The organism is Anaerotignum propionicum DSM 1682, assembly GCF_001561955.1.
Lineage (GTDB): Bacteria > Bacillota > Clostridia > Lachnospirales > Anaerotignaceae > Chakrabartyella > Chakrabartyella propionicum.
Genome location: NZ_CP014223.1, coordinates 1,773,186 through 1,790,787 on the forward strand (window position 1 = coordinate 1,773,186; position 17,602 = coordinate 1,790,787).

Consider the following 17,602-nt stretch of genomic DNA (forward strand, 5'->3'; position numbering starts at 1 on the left):
GACAGTCAGTCTGTTCGTTGAGAAAATCAATCTAAGCGGCATAATTACACTTGCATTCTAATATTTATTTCCATCATCCATTCTGTACTGGCTTGATTCTATAGTATTATCCTGTGTTTTTATAAACTTATGAAAATGAATGTTAACATCCTTTTGAACTTGAAATTGGTCCACGTGTTGCTTTAACAAATCAGCTTGTCCACTAAGTTGCTCACTTGCTGCCGCACTTTCTTCTGCAGTTGCACTATTGCTTTGAATAACAGAAGATATCTGTTCAACCCCTATTAATATCTGAGATACTGCATCTGATTGTTCTTTAGAAGTACGAGCAATTTCATTAACAAACTCTCGCACTTGATCTGATCCTGACACAACATTTATCATTGATTGTGCGGTAATATCAACAATTTTAGATCCCCGCTCAACCGCTAGTACCGTTTCTTCAATGAGCATAGTGGTATTCTTTGCCGCATCTGCTGATTTCTGAGCCAAATTTCGAACTTCATCCGCAACGACAGCAAATCCTTTTCCAGCAGAACCAGCTCTCGCAGCTTCAACAGCAGCATTTAGTGCCAAAATATTCGTTTGGAATGCAATATCCTCAATCGTTTTAATGATTTTACTGATTTCAGCTGATTTTGCATTGATATTATTCATAGCCAATTTCATTTCTTGCATTTGACTATTACTATTTATAACCTCTTCAGAAGTAGACACAACTTCTCTGTTAGCCAAATTAGCATTGTTTGCAGTATTTTTAATTTGCAGTGAAATATCTGCAATCGTTGCCGAAAACTCCTCAATGCTGCTTGCTTGCTCCGTTGTTCCTTGGGCAAGGGATTGCGCTCCCGATGATACCTGATTGGCAGCCATTGCAATTTGTTCTGATGATGTTTTAACATTTTCAATTGTCAGGGAAAGATTCTCTGAAATGTTTAGAAGAGAATCCTTTATCTTTGAAAACTCTCCTATATATTCTTGTTTCAATTCAAAACATAAATTCCCCTGTGCAATAAGATTCAAAATATGTGCTATCTCTTGAATATACTCTTTATACTCAATTAAAGTTATTCCTATCCTTTTAAATGAATCAATAAGTTCACCTACTTCGCCATTTGCTTTAGTTTCTAATTGCACATAAAAATCTCCTCCAGCTATTTTATTGGCAGCTTTGGATACTTCCTTTATTGGTTTTGAGATTTTTAGACTTGTAATTATCCCAAACAAAATAGCTAATAATGACACAATAGAAATAATAATCATTTCCAACCTAATTAAATTTGTAATGGGGCTAAGTATGTCATCCTTATCCAAAAGCGCAACATATCGCCAATTTGTCTTGTCACTTTCTATAGACTTAACTAAATAAGCTTTATTATCCACTTCCACTTCATTGAAATCAGCACCTGATAAAATAAGATTACTTAATTCATTTCCATATGCCTCTACCACATTCTTAAAATTATTTTCACTGTTACTTGGATCTGCAATAATCGTTCCGCTATCATCAACAACGATAAAATGTCCTTTTGTATCTTTCCCTGCCTTGTCAACCATTTCTGTAATCTTATCTAAACTCATATCTAATGCAACAACACCGATTACATTTCCATTGGCATCTTTCAAAACTTGAGAAGCACCTAAAATAACAATGTCATCCGTTGCAAAGTAGTAAGGATCTCCTAAGACTGCTTTATCTGGATTATTACGGGCAATAGGGTACCATGGTCTTTGTCGTGGATCATATGGCCCTTCCATTTTCCCTTCCGGATATTGAACATATCCTCCCGATTCCACCCCCATATACACATATTGATAATTAGAATGTGTTTCTCCAAATTCTTTAAATCGCTGGTAGATTTCCTGTTCGACTCCTCCATTTTTACTAGGTGTCATTTGCGTAATACCATTATTATTTAAATAACTTGTTAGAGATCCATCTGCCTGTTTTATTATTGCTTCGTTTGCAAACCCACTTGTATTATTCATTAATTCTTCAATGATTGAATCAATATTACTATTAAACATTTCAAGCTGCTTATTGGACGCTCTCTCTTGTTCCGACATTATACTTTTACTCGTAAAATTTATAAATATTGTAGAAACTAGAATTAATGGACATAATGAAAACAGCAAAATAATTATACTAAGCTTAACCTTCAAACTGAAGTTCATTTTTTTGATCATCATGATCATCCCTTTCTATAAAGTCAGTGTACAATATCTCCTAAAATCTATTTTTGTTTTTTTGTTGAATGATTCAATTCATAACATAAGTTACACAAATCAAATTATCACTTTATCTATATTAACTTTTTTCTTCCTAAGTTTACATAATATTGCCAACCACCGCCTTTCAAATATAAATCCAAAAAATATATTTATATTATCTTTTTCATATTTTTCTTTTCATTAGGAAGAAATAAGAAACAACACCAAGGAAATGGAAGTTCCTAGATAATTTTGTGTTTAACAACTTAGTTAAAAAAAGAATCATTATTACTGACCAAATTAACAAGATTTGAGTTAAATAAAAGTTGTTTTAAAAAGTGATACACAGAATTGTTTGCTGCATTAAATTTTTCTATTTTTTACTACATTTACTACAATTTTCTACAAAATTCTACAAATCTATTATATTGTATTTACAAAATTTATGCAACAAATTCTTATGTCCCCCATGATGATCCCCTAGAAATTTAAAATAGAATAAAAGGCATATCTTTAACAATAGCCTAATTATCTTCTGGCCTGTTTCCCAGCATTGATAATTAGGCTATTTTATTAATTATTCGATTAAAAACAATTATCTCATCAATCTACACAAAGCTAATCCGCTACGTTCCATACTTTAGCGTTAATTGTAACTACAATTATTACAACTTCTATATTCTAGGCATCTGCGTTTTTCTTTGTTACGTCGGAAGTTTGTATAGAGGAAGAGCCTTGTTCAAACTTAAGATATTTGTATTTTGTGATGTTCTTCGGATTGAAATCCACCGTCGGCGTTCCGTTTATGTCAAAGCCAGCCACTACCTGTACACCGTCGCCCAAATCTGGTGCTGCGTCAATCGCCATGCCACCACCTATGATAACGAGTGGCTCGCAATTTTCCTGGATAGGCAGAGTCTCATTAAGAATGGAGACAGTTCCACCATATTCGTTACATATTGCCGTACCCATATCGTAGTTATTGCGAATTGTGCCGCCGTTGATAGTTACGGTACCGGTGTCATTGTTCAAAATTCCATGACTGTCCGCTCCATTGCAGGATACGGTACCAGCAGAAATATTCACGCTGCCGATTCCGAAGTTGTAAATCGCTGCACTGTACCTCCCCTCTGCGTAAACTGATCCACCAGCAACATTTATACTGCCATTGCCTTCATTCCAAATGGCGTAACCGCTATCCGTCGTACCCACTGCACCGCCTGCTACGATTACTTCGCCTTCGCCGTTTTTAATAGCCGTGCCGCCAGTTGTTGCGTTCACGTCGCCGCCTGCAATAAATACACTGCCAGAGCCTAGATTAAAAATCCCAATTCCACCATCAGCGGTAATCATGGCGCAATCAGATAAGACCAGATTACCGCCGTTGCCTATACCAACTGTGGCCACATTCTCGCCACCTGCTGACCTAACCTTTCCGATACTAACTCCACCGCCAGAACTGTCGGTGATGTTCAATATCCCTGTGCCATCATGTTGGATGGCCATATTACTGCCGCCGTCCAGTGTCTTACCGTTTAGGTCAAGGATAAAACTTATGTCACTTCCAATATAAATAGCTTCCTCTAGGGTGATGTCTTCCAGCAATGTAATCGTATTATCATCCGTTACCGCTTTTATCGCGTCTTGTAGGGTAACGTATCCTATATTGCCAATACAAGCTTCGTCTCCCGGCGTAATCTGGCGCCCGTTATCTATGGAGGTTTTCGAGCAAGCAGCAAGAAAGAAGCCTAGGACAAAAAGTATTGCAAGCAGTTTTTTTTGTTTCATAGTTTTCATTGTAATTAACTCCCTTCTCACATTGTATTTCTCACATATTTTCATTACAGCAGTTGTACCTACAAAACGCCGTCTTCTGTTTGAAACATGAATTCTATTCAATTTTATGGTTTATCTGCCAAAACGATTCAAACCTTTTTGTGTTCGGCAGAAAGAATCGGCTGTTACACTTTTTTAGGATTTATTCAAGAATATACGCAAAAATATGACAAGAATCCACCTTCAGAATCAAGAGTAGGCTCTTTTATAACATTAGTCTTTCATTGTACGTCGCGCTTAGCCCCTACATGGTGTCACTTGAATCCATCAGCTTCACAAAACGAGAAAGAACGGCTGAAACCTCGGCACGAGTGGCAGTTCCCTGAGGATCGAAGAGATTGCCATTTTTACCGCTGAGAATGCCCAATATCTGCCCCTGTTTCACAGCATCATTAGCATAAGCGCTTATTTTGGTGCTATCAGCAAAGATGTTTTCTGCTTGAACCTGTGGCAGCTTAATGTTCATGGTCTTAGCATAGTTATTCATAATCACAGCCATCTGCTCACGGCTAATGGACTGATCTGGGGCAAATTTCCCATTTCCAGAGCCCTTTACGATACTGTTTTCCCTTGCCCATTCAATGTAACCTATGTAGTAAGCATTACTTTTTACATCAGTGAAGCTGCTATGCTTATGGTTGCTCACATCGGCATTTGCCAACCTCCCCAGTACGGTGACGAACATTCCTCTTGTTATCGTCATGTTCGGGCTGAAGGTATGGTCTGAAGTCCCACTAAACAATCCACGTTCTACCACAAATGCAATATTTTCTTTTGCCCAGTTGTCTTCAATATCCATGAATGCAGTGCTAGGCTGTTTATAGCCCACGCCGTAGGTGGAAAAATGATTGGTGCTGAAGCGCAATACCTTTTCCCTGCTGTCAAAAATAGAGTCTGTGAGCCATTCTACACTGCCATTCACATTCACATAAACAGCGCAAACATTCTCTGCCTTTTCATTTTCACCAAGGGTGTAAGGGATGGTCACCAAAACGTTACCTTCACCAAAATTTTCTACCTGTTTTCCGCTACCGTAGTTTACGTTAAGATCAAATACCGGGCGACTACCAATAACCCTTTTGGCATCGTCCGTCAGCTTGCTATTGTCTGGGCGGGTTGCAGTAATGTTGACATCAGTGCTTGCCTGCTTGTTGATTTCTTTCACTGTCGCTAGGTCCATACCAATTTTGATATTGGGGTTATCTACCACTACGATGGTGTTGACGATATTTCTCTGAATAATGGTATCCTGCGCAGTTTTAGGCAGATTGATGGTAACATGAGATGCCGTATTGCTGTTTAGGCCTGCTCTAAGAACCACGGCAATGCCGTTTTGCTCGTTACCGCTTTTCTTTGCGTCGGCGTAAGCTTTGTCAAAGGCATGGGTCACGATTTTATCAGTGATGTTTACTGTAACATTGCCCTTGCCGTCTGCCATGGCAGGAACTTTGATTTCACCCTGTGTGGGGGCAGTGGGTTTATCGGCAGTGGGTGGGATAATGATGACGGTGCTGCTGTTATCATTGGAGGAGCTTCCGCCTCCACTCCCAGAGCCACCGCCACCGATGAAAGTCCAATGGGCATAGTAGGTCACATTTGCACTGACGGTTGTGCTTGCGGAGATTTGAGTTCCTCCGCTTGCTGCCGTATACCAGCCGTTAAAGCTGTAACTGCCAGAATGTGTCGGTGTCGGGAGTGCTCCTACCGCCGTACCGGGTGCAACCGAGCGAGAAGCTTCACTGACCGTGCCTCCATTCGGGTTAAAGGTGACTGTGAGGTAATTTGCGGCCGCAGGTTCCTCAATTACGACACTGAACGCCGTAGAGGTTGTACCGTCAAGCGTCAGCACAAGTGTGCCGGTCGTTCCCGCTACCGCCGTGTCCGCAACGGTCAGTGTCAGCGTTCCGCTGTTGCCTGAAACCGTCACATTGCCGCTGTTGCCGACGGTTACGCCTGTCGGCAGGTTTGCCACACTCACAGCATATATTCCGTTGGCAATATTCTCCGTCGTCACAGTATAGGTTAAACTTCCCGCTGTTCCCGCAGTGGCTGTACCGATTTGTGAGCTGACAGACACAATTTTTATGGGTGTATTATTTACAGTCAGGGTGAACGACGCGATCCCTGGGGCATACTCACCCGGAACCATGGCCGCATTTGCAGTAATGGTTGTGGTTCCCGCACCGACAATCGCCACTGCGCCGTTTGTGGGATGCACGGTGGCAACACCCCCATTGCTGCTTGAATAGGTTACTGCACCAGTACCAACACTGTGGGTGAGCGCGTTTGTGAATACAGGATCACCCACGGTCTTTGTGACTGCGCTTTCCTCAAAGGAGAGTGTTTGCGCCGTGCCGCTGACGATTGTAACCACGCACGAACCTGTCTTGGGTGTTGTAACATAGCCTGCTGTGGTTGCGGTAAAGCTCCAATACAGCGTGACGGAGCCGCCGACGCTTAACGAGCTGATGTCGGTGTCAAGGGCCGCAATTGTGCATTCGCTGTTTGAGTACCAAGTCAGCGTACCATTTGCCGTTGCTGAGTTTGCTGTGGGAAGGGATGACAATCCCGAGCCCTGTGCCACGCTCTTGGCAGAACCTACCGTAATGCTGTAATCCTTTGCGGCAACCGCAAAAGTAGCTATGCTTGTGATTGTTCCTTTATATGCCCCTGTTCCCGTTACGGTTAGTGTGATTGTTTTGCCAATGTCGGCAGCTTTGACCTCATATGTCGCATCGGTGCCGACTTGCGAGCCGTTCACTTTCCAACTGCATGAGACGGTTGCACAGCTTGGCAGGATTGTTGCAGAAAGTGTATCTCCGAATGTGGGTGCAGTGTTGCTGATTGATACAGAGGTCAACTCTGTCCGTGTGTCAACAATCGTCAGCTCAAGGGCGGGGCTTGTACCACCGCTCATCTGGAAGGTGATGATCGTGGCGCCCTCACCTAAGGATGAAAGATAGCTTTTTTTAAGCGTGTAGATGTTACCGTTGACAGAATAGTGAGACATGATTAAAAGAGGTACTCCGCCGTTTTTGATTGACATACAATTATAGCTACCCTGCGTAAGTGTTATGTCAATGTCCTTGTAGTTTGCCCCGTTTGGGTTCAGGTCAAAGGTAGCCGAAATCGGGGAGATGCTTGCGTTGACAGGTGGAGCAGTGGTAATCGCCGCGCTTGCCACAGCGGTTCCCGCATTGTAGCCTGGTTTTGCCGCAGTCCGCGCCCAGATATAATAAGTCGTACTATGCATAATGGAGGCAAAGGACAACCCCGTTTGCCAGCCGGTAGTCGGCGCAGTCAAATTGCTGAGACTGATTGCATATTCAATGGTCTGATTGCCCGGATTATGGCTTGCTACAGCCGGAAAGACGATTATTTGGTCACTGGACACAAAGTCGGCAGTTGCGACGGTGGTGATGGCTGCACCTGTAGCATTCACAATTACGCCACTGGTAATGCCTACGCTGTTCAACGTCAAAGTCGCATTTTTTCCTGCGGTATCCTTGATGGTGCCGCCGTTGAGATTCAGAGAGCCCACGGAGATACCATCGCTATCGCTGTCGTCTCCCTTCACCGTATAACAAAAGAGCAGTGCTGATGTGCCGCTGCCGCTGGCATAATCGGCCAGCCTTGTTTGCGAGCCGACAGTCAGTGAGAGAGCCGGTGTGCCGGTAACATTGACATTCTCACTAAAGTTTACTGTGAACTCCAAATTGTTTCCGGCAGAATAGGTTCCGTTCGTTGGCACCGCTACCGAAGTGACGACAGGAGGTGCCGACCACTGTGCCGTCAAGCCTGTCACAGAATCAGAAACCGTGGCTCCCGCATGGTAAGTTGTACCGCTTGTATCCTTCCAGCCGTCAAACGTCTTACCGACTGGCGCAGTCAGCCCCTCACCGCTGGGAGCAGTAAATTCATCCCCCGTGCAGATAATCTGGATAGGCGCAGTGTTTTCCTTTAGCTTGCCGCCGTTTAAGTTCAGCGTTACTACCTTTAAGCCCTCAGAGCCCAACGTTACAGGGTTCAGCACTTCAAGGGCAGGGCGGAAGCCCATGTCCGTAGTATAACTGATATCGTTACTACCCCAGTAATGCACCGAGTTGTACCCTCGCCTAACGCTTCTGGAAGCATTTGAAGAACTATCCTGTCCCCAGGAGTATAGGCCGTTCCAGTTTTTTATCCATTCCGTTGCATAGCCGTCTGAATTTGATTTTTTTAAAATCTGATCCCATTCATTGAAATTGGGCTGTCCAATATGATCACTGCTATCGTCTTTATAACCAACTTTGCTGCTCCCTGCGCTCAAAGAGCGCAGTTTATAATTTGTATCAAAGTCTTTGCCGAAGATAAGACCATTTGTATTTAAACTGTTCCAGCTGATACTTCTGCCAATGACATAATCCCCAACAAACAGGCTGCGGTCGAATTTGTTTGCGTTTGCATAGACTTCAGTTGTTGTCATTTGACTTGCCAGGCTATAGGCATTCACTGTGCCTGCGTAGGTAAAGGGCACATAGTGCAGGCTTATGTCAGGTAGGGCGGTATTTACCGTGCCGATGTTACTTTTTTCGCTGGAAAGGTCGAAATAGTAGGTGCCTCCGGGAGCGAGATTAAATTGCTCCGAAACGGTCGGTGCAGGCTCAAATTTTAAGTATTTGTAATCGTATTTTTTCTCCGGATCGTAAGCCACCGGCGAACTTCCGTCGTATTCGGTGCTTGCTGTGGCCTGCGTACCGGTGTCGATATTTATGGTGGAAGAAAATAATGCTCTGCTATTGCCTTTTACGATTGCAGAACCGCTGGAGACATTCACGTTTATAATGTTAATAATGCTATTTAAAGCAGTATATTTAGAGTCAATTGTTCCGCCGCAGATATTAAAATAGGATCCGCCTGTTATATAAATTGTGGTAAAGCTTGAACCATCAGAGTTAATTGTTCCGCCGTTTATCGTTGCCGTCCCACCGCTTTGAACAAAAACTGCATTACCGTACCTCGAGTAGATTCTGCCGCCGTTTATTATTAAGTTTCCGTAGGCACACTCAACGGCTGTGCCCGCTGGATTACCACTATCGACCTGACCTCCACTTGCACTAACGGTACCGCCGCCCGCACTATCTTCGATTGTCAGTGTGGCGCCAGAGGTATTGATAAGAATTGTAGACACACTCTCACTTGACCCGGAAATCGTATAACCGTTCAGATTAAGTGTTATCTCTTTGTCTGTTGCTAATACCACCGCACTAATGCCGGAATCTGCCGTAATATTGGCAAGTAACGTAACCGTCTGTCCATCCACAGCCGCATCAATTGCGGCTTGCAGAGTGAGATAGCTTGTGCTGCCGATTTGCGCCACATTGGTGACGGTCCCGCCTTCTGCAAGAGTCAGGTATTTGTATGTGGCAATGGCCCCCACATCATAAGCAGTTGTGGGCAAGCCGCTGTATTCGGTGCTGGCCGTAATTTCTACATTTGTATAATCGCTCAAATCCGGAGCTATGTCCATTGCACAGGTTTCGCCTTTAATAATGGGAGAACCGCTTGGAATGACGATTTTACCGGTTGAATCGTTATAAATCCCAGTACCTTTTCCACCATCTACTACACCGCTGGAGACAGACACTTCGCCATCCCACATGTTTGCAATCGCTTGACCTGCTGACGAGCCAGTAAGTTTCACTTCACCGCCCGAAATACTCACCTTGCCATTAGAATTGTTTATAATTGCACGGAAACCGGAGCTTACTGTGCCATCTGAAACGCTCACGGAGCTAGTTGAATGGTTTGCAATTCCAAAGCCATAACTTCCAGGTGCCGTAACCGTGCCGCCATTCACCAACACGCTGCCGCTGTTGTTATTAGAAACCGCGGCACAGGACTTGGAAGTATTCGTATTTTCTACCGTTCCGCTTATAATAACAAGGCTTCCGCCGTTTAAATGTATCGTTCCGTCTGCAACCATACTGGTTACCTTGCCTCCGCCTTCGGTATCATCGACGGTCAGCGTACCACCGTTGTGCTGAATCGCGATGGCATTGCCGCCATTTAGTGTCTTGCCGTTTAAGTCAAGGATGAAGCTTTTTGTACTGCCGCTGGCGATGATGACAGTATCTGTAAGGTCTATGTTCTCCAGAAGCTGAATGGTATCCCCGTCGGCAACAGCATCAAGCGCCGCCTGCAGCGTGGCATAGCCTTTCTCGCCAATTGCGGCGACGTCGCCGGCATTCATTGCCAACGGCTGTATTCCCAATGCGGCAGAAGCGGGTTCACCCACCGTCACGGTAATCCGCGGCAGCGGGGCGCTGACTGTATAGCCCTTAATTACCGGTGTAAAGACATACTCACCTTCGATGTTCATGTCAAATTCCGGTGCGGATTCCCATTTCACCGGAATGTCCACGGTGGTCTCAACCCATTCTTGTTGGGCCACTGTTGTAGTAGTCGTCGTTTCTGGGTTCTCGGAATCCTGCACGGAACCTTCCTTGATAGGCATGGCTATCCGCACCGTAGCAGTCAGTTTTTCGGGCAATTCCAAATCCTCTGTGGATGTGCTCGGTGATACCTTTTTTTCTGTTTCTGCAAGCGGCACAAAGCTAATAATTTCTCCGCTTGTGTCCATAGGCGTATGTATTTCTTCTGCCATTGCCGATACCGGCAGCAGGGTCATTACCATACAAAGCGCAAGAAACATACTAAGTATTCTTTTCATAGAGTCTGTCCCTCCTTGATTCGTAAAGTTGGTTTTCCTTGTTCCAATAGTTTCTGTAGCCACCCGATTTCGTCCTCGGTGGCAGAACGGATGTTATTTTTCTCACAGGAAGGGCATTCCTTTGCCGCTCCCACACGGCAGAATAAAAAGCCGCAGTCCTCGCAAGAATAAGTCATCTCATGCCCCCTTTCCGCAGATCCATGTAGGTTTTCATCAAATACCAAGTAGTTGCTTTTTCTTAGCGTCAAACTCCTGCTGGGAAATAACGCCATCCTCCATGAGTACCCATGGCAATCCTACCTAGGGCTTCCTAGATAATCCCTTCCTGATGCATCACATCATGCGGCGTAGATTTTGCCGTGATGACGCTTCTTTTTGATTTTATTGTTACAATCAGTGTTTCACTTTCGTGCTTGGATAGCCCTTGGTCAAATCCAAAAGAACCGTCAGAGCGTCAAAACGGCTTGAAAACTGCACGCCGATCTGGCTCATGGCATTTCTGATATTCTCATCCAGTACCACCAGTCTGCGCTTGTGGTGATTGTCCTTAGCACAATGGCTGAGGTGTATAGGAAATATCAATGACCGATTTCTTCTAGAGCGGCATTGGCTTCAGCGATGAATGTACGGCCTACTTCAATGGCTACCGTCAGGGCACCCATAACTTCAGGTGTAAGCGTTTCGGGGCTGGCAAAGCATTCGTCCGCCTTGATAATTTCATCGGCAAGGTCGTTCATTGCAGTGACAAGCTCCTCATCCTCTAAAAGATCAGGGCTTGCATTTACCTTGTCAGCAATTGCATCATATTCTTCTGCCATGCTCATAAAATCCTCGGCAAGGGCTTGCTGTTCTTCCGTAAATTCCACTTCAACTTGTTCGGGTGTGGAAGGTACCGCTGTGGGAGCAGCATTGCTTCCTCCGCAGGCTGCAAGACTTAGCGTCATGGCAAGTGCCATTATAAGTACCAGTAATCTTTTCATTATAATTCCTCCATTTTCTATTGGGTTGTATAGGGTAAATTTCTCTGCGGTCACTCTATCAAAAATCTGCCCCTAAAACCGTCCACTGCATGAAACATGAATTTTAATTGGATATAAAAAAGAGGATTCGCTCCTTTTTGACCATCACTATGATGCTAACCCTTTTAGGCCATGCTGGGTTAAATAACTGCTGACCTGCTATACTATCCCAGTACACGTTGCATTGAGATGCTGTACTGGAGAGAGTTTCTATGCAAACTTGCGCAGTTGGAGGTAGTTAGTGGGGCGTATAAAAATGTAAATTTCAGGGTACATCTTGAACTTCGTGCCGTTCTGCCTGACATACGTTGTTTTTTGGTACTTTGTTTCGGTAACTGCGCCGCTGCTATTTATGGTGTACTCCGCTGTAACAGATACGGGCTTGCTGTTTATAACAAAACTCGTCTAGCTTGGGGTGGCTATGACTGCGGGTGCAGGTTGCGTGACCAGAGCAGGAGTCCAACCATTCGTCTTCGGGATTTCATCGCCGCTTAATTCCCAAAAAACGACGTCGGAGCGACCATAATCCCCCTTATGTTTAAACACTGTGATAGGATCTCCTAACGTGTAATTGACTGTGAATGCTCTGAGTGCCAAGCCAGTGTCAGATACCGGGCGCAAGCTGTATTTACGGTGGTTGTTTGCTACCCCCAGGCTTTCTGAGTAGGTATTCCAAGCAAACGGGTTTTTCACGGCCGCCACCTTCCACCCGTAATCGGAAACAGCTTCGGTGCCCACTCCCAAATACCTTCCGTCTGCAAGTCTCAACGTTATTTGATTGTTTCCCTTGTTTTCAACATAAAACGCTCGCGTCCAAGGCGTTGCACAGTTCCAGCTGTTAAGCTCCACCAGGTCGGCTCTTATGACGTCAATAATACTGAAAGCTTCGTGAACGTCAAAGCGGAGGCTGTACCAACCGTCAGCGGGTGTTTGCGGAGTACCAGGAGCCGTAGCTCCCGCTGGGGTATCCGCGGGGATAAACCTGAACTCGCTATGTTCGGGCCCGTCAGGGACAGGATCAGCCGGACAAACCCATTTATCTATATGGCTCCATAAAATAATAGGAGTTCCGTCCGCTTTTTTCTGACCAGTGGCATTTAATAACATATCTTTATTGGCCATTAGGCGCAGACTGCTAATATCTTTGCTGGGTTTATTTTCACCGCAGAGCTGCCAACTCAGCAAATGATTATTATCTGGGCTACGCACCAACGCCTTTACCCGCGCTCCATTGGATGCTTTGTCAACACCCAAATACCTTCCGTCCTCCGTCTCTAAAGCGTAGGCATCACCAATTCCACCGTTTCCGAGGTAGTGCAGACGAAACTTCGCGTTTCCTTTTGGGGTGTCAGTTTTGTCGCGCAATTCTGCATTGCCATCGACATCTATATTGAGATAGTTGCCCATACACCGAAGATAGTACCAGCGGTCTTTTTTAGGTGTTGGGTTGTTAGGATGGGATGCATTTGCAGTCGTCGCCTGCAGCAAGGTAAGTACCATGCACAGGGCGAGCAGGATGCTCACAAATTGCTTTTTCATGATGGTTTTCCTCCTAAGAAATTTTGCATATAGATTTTATATCACAGCTTGACGCTATCAAAAAAAATCCTCCGAAAACCATTCTCTGCATGAATCATGTTTTTTTCGACATGAATTATAGTTTTGAAATTTTATTTTTATGGTAATTAGCTTAGTGAAGTGGAGCTAAAGAAACGGAGGAATGCTTATGCATAAAATTGCAGTCTGTGATGACAATATTGACGAACTAGCCAATATGATAAAGCTGATAGACCTGTACCGAACATCTAAACTGCGAACACGCCGTCTTTCCAAATGGATTTGAGCTAGTTTCGGCCTTGGAAAAAAGATAGCCGTATGATATATATTGTTTGGATTTTATTATGACGGGGTTTACAGGTATTGATGTTGCAAAGGAAATCCCCACGTTTGACAAAACCGCGCCGATTCTGTTCTTTACATCATCACCTGAATTTGCCTTGGAGAGCTACTCGGTGAAGCTATTAACTACATACTAAGCCAATCTCAAAGAAAAAATTGTTTTGGAACATACAGCATGACTCATATCATTGAATAGCATAGTGGTGTATTTCAGTTTTCGGTTAAGATGGCTGGTTTATATTTCAGACCACTGTTTAAGAGAATATTCATGTTATAAACCAAGAGCCTGCCCTTATAAAAAAGGGCAGGCTCTGTTGTTTTTCTCGACCATACTATTATAATATAATGTCAGATAACACCTTATATCCTCAGCTTTATTTCCCCGACCGTTTACTTCTCCGGTACCGAAGCACATCACCCGAATGAATCAGAGCAAATCTGTTTCTGATATTCAGCCGTTCCAATACAGATATAGGCTACACTTTACCAGAAAAAATTTTTCAACCAGCAGATAATGTATCCATCCCTATCGCTACGCAGTGCGTAGCGATAGGGAAAATCAAATCAATACATACTCTCCTTTTATATACCGGATGACAATTTTGCTTTATAAAAATGACATCCTTTCTATTTTTAAGCAACTACATCAGATTTACCCATCCGGCGTATTGCACCTGCACTAATAATAATAAGATACAGCAGATTTATTATGATAAACAAAAGGTCCTCTCCAGGCGAAAGGCTTGTTTGACTGAGTACCCCCATACCAGTAGTCAATAGTGAGTGGGGAAAAAACAGTCCCAAGTGTATGACGTACATGCCTAGGCCAATGAAAACAGCACATAAACCAATTCCAATCGGAGCAGCGAAGCTGCGGATACGCATAGACAAAGTTAATTGCAGGGCGCTGATTGTAAGGGCTGATATGCAGCCACGGAGTAGCCATCCAAGCAATTCTCCTGGAAGTTCTGAGGTTATACCCACCAGTTTACCTCCTAAAAAATATAATATAAAAAAGAATATCTGAACTAAAATCATTAGTACACCAACTACTATTAATTTTAGATAGAAAAATACTGGTGGTTGACACAGGTGCAGTCATGATCATATTCCAGTTCTTATTATGATGCTCCAGTCTCCACATGTATGCACAGCAAATTGCAATAAGAATGGGAAAGAAGAATTCTCCATAAAACAAACCCACTTGAGACCATAGACTGTACCATTCTTTTGTTAATACACCTTGGTTCATATAAAAGTTAGCACTGCCAATCAAAACGCTTAATATGGGAAGAATCATCAAGATTATCCATATATGGGAATGGTGTAGCTTCATCCATTCTGCAGAAATACAACGTCTTAACATAATCAATCCTCCTTATACTTCCTGCCTGGATACGTGGATACTTCCAGCCAGATAAATCCCAATTCCAGCTACAGTCAATATCCCCACTGCAGGCAGTAACGAACTTATATCACGTACCATAAACTGCATTTTTTCACTTATATAGCTTTGTGTGACGGGACTTAAACCCGTGTAGTAAGACCATACAAAAATCTTACGTACTCCTGACGGCAGCATGTCTGCTACCAAGCCAATGAATCCACCCACCATACCAAGCGATAATGCAAAAGCTTGGTTTTTTACTGCCATGGATACCCATTGCTGCAATGCTATCACGACCATATTGGTTAAAACCGTGCCTATAAAGAATAGGATTATTAAAAATAATGGCACAGGCTGTTCAATACCATTGATAATACCAAATGCTATAATAGCAATCACTTGTAGCATGAATGCCCACAATATGACGATAGCTGCAGAAATATATTTTGCTCCATAGAGCTGACTACGCCTTACAGAAGCAGTCAGCAATAGCTTCCACGTGTTTCCTTTATGCTCCATGTCACAGATGCGAGATACACATATCGCTGAGAGAATGGGTAAGAACAAACCATTCATTGAGGATAACATCGCAATAAGCAACTCCCATCGGGCATTATCCGAATTGCGTGAAATCGACATACTTGCTGCCATGAACGCCCATCCAATTTCCACAAATAAAAATAATGTTACCATCAAAAACAGATGCTTATGACGCAATTTATACCATTCAAGACCAACCATTTTCATTACAAGCTATGCCCCTTTCCTGTAATATCAAGAAAAATACTCTCCAAATTCATCTTGTGTTCTTCAATACGCAACACATCAATATTCGCTTCAACTAAGCTTTTATTTGCCAGCGCCACCTGTTTGTTCGTCAAGTATTCAAATACCAAAGCGTCTTCTCGTTCCTTGGGAGAAAAACCTTTATCAAAAAGCAACTGATACGCCAACTTGTTGTTCTGTGTCTTTAACGAAATCGTTGGACGATTTTTGTTTTTTAAATCTTCCATACTACCTTGATACATCAATAACCCATCGTTGATAATACCCACTGTGGTTGCCATCTGCTCAATTTCAGAAAGCAAATGACTGGAAATCAACACTGTCATTTCATAACGCTCGGGCAGCGATTTAATCAGTTCTCGGATTTCACCAATACCAGCAGGATCAAGACCATTTGTTGGTTCATCCAAAATCAAAAGCTTTGGAAAAGACAAGAGCCCCATGGCAATCCCCAGGCGTTGCTTCATGCCCAGGGAATACTGTTCCACTTTTTTATCCTTTTGATTTTCTAATCGGACAATTTTTAAAGCCTCCCACACATTCTTATCGGGTACATCCTTGAGCCTCTGAATAACACGCATATTTTCTAATCCTGTTAGATGCCCATAATAGGATGGCGATTCTATGAGTGATCCGGTTTCGCTCAAAATGAGACGGCGGTTTGCTCCAAGATCCTTTCCAAATATCCTCACTTCGCCATCAGTCGGTCGTGTAAGCCCCAAAATCATTTTTAATGTGGTGGATTTTCCTGCCCCGTTAGGACCAAGAAATCCATAAATATCTCCTTCACATACTGCCAAATTTACATCTTTCACTCTATATGTATTGCCATATCGTTTTGAAAGGTTATGTGTAGAAATAATCTGATTCATTTTGATTCCCTCCATTTTGTTCGTTATTGAACTTAGGTTATAGTATAAATAATTAACCTTTCTTCAAGCTGACAATGACCTTACGCCAACCTTAAATCTTAAAATAAAAGCAATGTAATGGTGGAATAATATTAAAAGTAATATATAATTAATGTGGGTGATATTACATGAATGATTTAAAGAACAAAAAACTGCTCATCGTAGATGATGAGCGTGAAATAAGAAATATGATGGATAATTTCTTACGTAAAGAAGGCTTTATACGTATTTATCAAGCTTCCGATTGTATGGAGGCTTTAGAAACTTGTCGGTCTGTAAAACCTGACATTGCCATTTTAGATGTTATGCTACCAGATGGAGACGGTTTCTCCCTTCTGTCCTCATTGCGACAAATATCAAATATGCCCGTCCTTTTTTTATCCGCAAGAGGAGAAGACGAGGACCGTCTATTGGGGCTTGGCCTTGGTGCAGATGACTATATTGTAAAACCATTTTTGCCACGAGAACTCATTCTGCGTTTAACGGCAATTCTGAGAAGGGTTTATGCACCGCCAAAGCAGGAGCAACGGCCTGCCTTCCAATTAGGAGAGCGTACTATTAATCTAGAGGGTGGTATTGTCCGAGATGGCATCACTGAAAATCCTTTGACAGCAAAAGAACTTGTATTGCTGTTAAAGCTTTATGAAAATAGAAATCGTATCGTAACCAGTGATGCCCTTTGCCAAGCTGCCTGGGGAGATGATTATTATGGCTACGAAAATACACTAATGGTTCATATCAGGCGCATCCGTGAAAAGATTGAGGCTAACCCATCCAATCCAGAATATTTGCTTACCATTAGAGGGTTAGGTTACAAGTTGATGGTTGGGGGGGTGTAAAG

General features: G+C 43.2%; 13 protein-coding genes. 2 read left to right on the plus strand and 11 right to left on the minus strand.

The genetic code is table 11. From position 1 onward, the window contains the following. Positions 1 to 57 precede the first annotated feature (57 nt). The 3 genes from CPRO_RS08280 to CPRO_RS08290 all read right to left on the minus strand — a co-directional run bounded on the left by CPRO_RS08280 (position 58) and on the right by CPRO_RS08290 (position 10,012). A complete protein-coding gene (locus CPRO_RS08280) occupies positions 58 to 2,187 on the minus strand; it encodes a methyl-accepting chemotaxis protein (protein WP_159430701.1) in 2,130 nt (709 codons plus the stop codon). Between the two features lie 705 nt (positions 2,188 to 2,892). Beyond that, complete coding sequence (locus CPRO_RS08285; protein ID WP_066050257.1) at positions 2,893 to 4,008, minus strand: hypothetical protein; 1,116 nt, start codon at positions 4,006 to 4,008, stop codon at positions 2,893 to 2,895. A 283-nt stretch (positions 4,009 to 4,291) separates the two neighbouring features. Then, positions 4,292 to 10,012, minus strand: a complete 5,721-nt coding sequence (locus CPRO_RS08290) for an S-layer homology domain-containing protein (protein ID WP_159430703.1) — start codon at positions 10,010 to 10,012, stop codon at positions 4,292 to 4,294. Positions 10,013 to 10,400: 388 nt separating this feature from the next. Between CPRO_RS08290 and CPRO_RS15485 the strand changes: the two genes are divergently transcribed. Then, positions 10,401 to 10,778 (plus strand): hypothetical protein, encoded by a 378-nt coding sequence (locus tag CPRO_RS15485; RefSeq protein ID WP_159430705.1) that lies wholly within the window; start codon positions 10,401 to 10,403, stop codon positions 10,776 to 10,778. Here the strand turns inward: CPRO_RS15485 and CPRO_RS08295 are convergent. From CPRO_RS08295 to CPRO_RS08325, 8 genes are all read right to left on the minus strand, one after another. Continuing rightward, the gene (locus CPRO_RS08295; protein ID WP_066050263.1) at positions 10,756 to 10,935 is read right to left on the minus strand and encodes a hypothetical protein; all 180 of its coding nucleotides are present in this window, start codon (positions 10,933 to 10,935) and stop codon (positions 10,756 to 10,758) included. The genes CPRO_RS15485 and CPRO_RS08295 overlap by 23 nt on opposite strands. Before the next feature lie 37 nt (positions 10,936 to 10,972). Beyond that, on the minus strand, positions 10,973 to 11,038 hold the full coding sequence (locus CPRO_RS16220) for an SHOCT domain-containing protein (RefSeq protein WP_072743709.1): 66 nt from the start codon (positions 11,036 to 11,038) through the stop codon (positions 10,973 to 10,975). A gap of 299 nt (positions 11,039 to 11,337) precedes the next feature. Next, positions 11,338 to 11,739, minus strand: coding sequence for a hypothetical protein (locus CPRO_RS08300; protein ID WP_066050266.1), 402 nt, complete (start codon positions 11,737 to 11,739; stop codon positions 11,338 to 11,340). Positions 11,740 to 12,183: 444 nt separating this feature from the next. Then, the gene (locus CPRO_RS08305) at positions 12,184 to 13,317 is read right to left on the minus strand and encodes a fascin domain-containing protein (protein ID WP_066050269.1); all 1,134 of its coding nucleotides are present in this window, start codon (positions 13,315 to 13,317) and stop codon (positions 12,184 to 12,186) included. 993 nt (positions 13,318 to 14,310) lie between these two features. After that, complete coding sequence (locus CPRO_RS15765; protein WP_236782330.1) at positions 14,311 to 14,661, minus strand: ABC transporter permease; 351 nt, start codon at positions 14,659 to 14,661, stop codon at positions 14,311 to 14,313. A gap of 4 nt (positions 14,662 to 14,665) precedes the next feature. Next, complete coding sequence (locus CPRO_RS15770; protein ID WP_236782331.1) at positions 14,666 to 15,043, minus strand: ABC transporter permease; 378 nt, start codon at positions 15,041 to 15,043, stop codon at positions 14,666 to 14,668. 12 nt (positions 15,044 to 15,055) lie between these two features. Then, positions 15,056 to 15,811 (minus strand): ABC transporter permease, encoded by a 756-nt coding sequence (locus CPRO_RS08320; protein ID WP_066050271.1) that lies wholly within the window; start codon positions 15,809 to 15,811, stop codon positions 15,056 to 15,058. Beyond that, on the minus strand, positions 15,811 to 16,722 hold the full coding sequence (locus CPRO_RS08325) for an ABC transporter ATP-binding protein (protein WP_066050274.1): 912 nt from the start codon (positions 16,720 to 16,722) through the stop codon (positions 15,811 to 15,813). Before CPRO_RS08325 ends, CPRO_RS08320 begins: the two co-directional genes overlap by 1 nt. A gap of 167 nt (positions 16,723 to 16,889) precedes the next feature. Here CPRO_RS08325 and CPRO_RS08330 point away from each other — a divergent pair, with 167 nt between their 5' ends. After that, a complete protein-coding gene (locus CPRO_RS08330; protein ID WP_066050277.1) occupies positions 16,890 to 17,600 on the plus strand; it encodes a response regulator transcription factor in 711 nt (236 codons plus the stop codon). Positions 17,601 to 17,602: the final 2 nt, after the last annotated feature.

What these genes read in the sequence shown, in the direction of transcription:
- CPRO_RS08280 (WP_159430701.1), bottom strand. Translation starts at nt 2,187, where the DNA reads ATGATCAAAAAAATGAACTTCAGTTTGAAGGTTAAGCTTAGTATAATT.
- CPRO_RS08290 (WP_159430703.1), bottom strand. Translation starts at nt 10,012, where the DNA reads ATGGTTGCAGACGGAACGATACATTTAAACGGCGGAAGCCTTGTTATT.
- CPRO_RS08320 (WP_066050271.1), bottom strand. Translation starts at nt 15,811, where the DNA reads ATGAAAATGGTTGGTCTTGAATGGTATAAATTGCGTCATAAGCATCTG.
- CPRO_RS15485 (WP_159430705.1), top strand. Translation starts at nt 10,401, where the DNA reads ATGTTCATGTCAAATTCCGGTGCGGATTCCCATTTCACCGGAATGTCC.
- CPRO_RS08295 (WP_066050263.1), bottom strand. Translation starts at nt 10,935, where the DNA reads ATGACTTATTCTTGCGAGGACTGCGGCTTTTTATTCTGCCGTGTGGGA.
- CPRO_RS08300 (WP_066050266.1), bottom strand. Translation starts at nt 11,739, where the DNA reads ATGAAAAGATTACTGGTACTTATAATGGCACTTGCCATGACGCTAAGT.
- CPRO_RS08330 (WP_066050277.1), top strand. Translation starts at nt 16,890, where the DNA reads ATGAATGATTTAAAGAACAAAAAACTGCTCATCGTAGATGATGAGCGT.
- CPRO_RS08305 (WP_066050269.1), bottom strand. Translation starts at nt 13,317, where the DNA reads ATGAAAAAGCAATTTGTGAGCATCCTGCTCGCCCTGTGCATGGTACTT.
- CPRO_RS08285 (WP_066050257.1), bottom strand. Translation starts at nt 4,008, where the DNA reads ATGAAAACTATGAAACAAAAAAAACTGCTTGCAATACTTTTTGTCCTA.
- CPRO_RS08325 (WP_066050274.1), bottom strand. Translation starts at nt 16,722, where the DNA reads ATGAATCAGATTATTTCTACACATAACCTTTCAAAACGATATGGCAAT.
- CPRO_RS15770 (WP_236782331.1), bottom strand. Translation starts at nt 15,043, where the DNA reads ATGTTAAGACGTTGTATTTCTGCAGAATGGATGAAGCTACACCATTCC.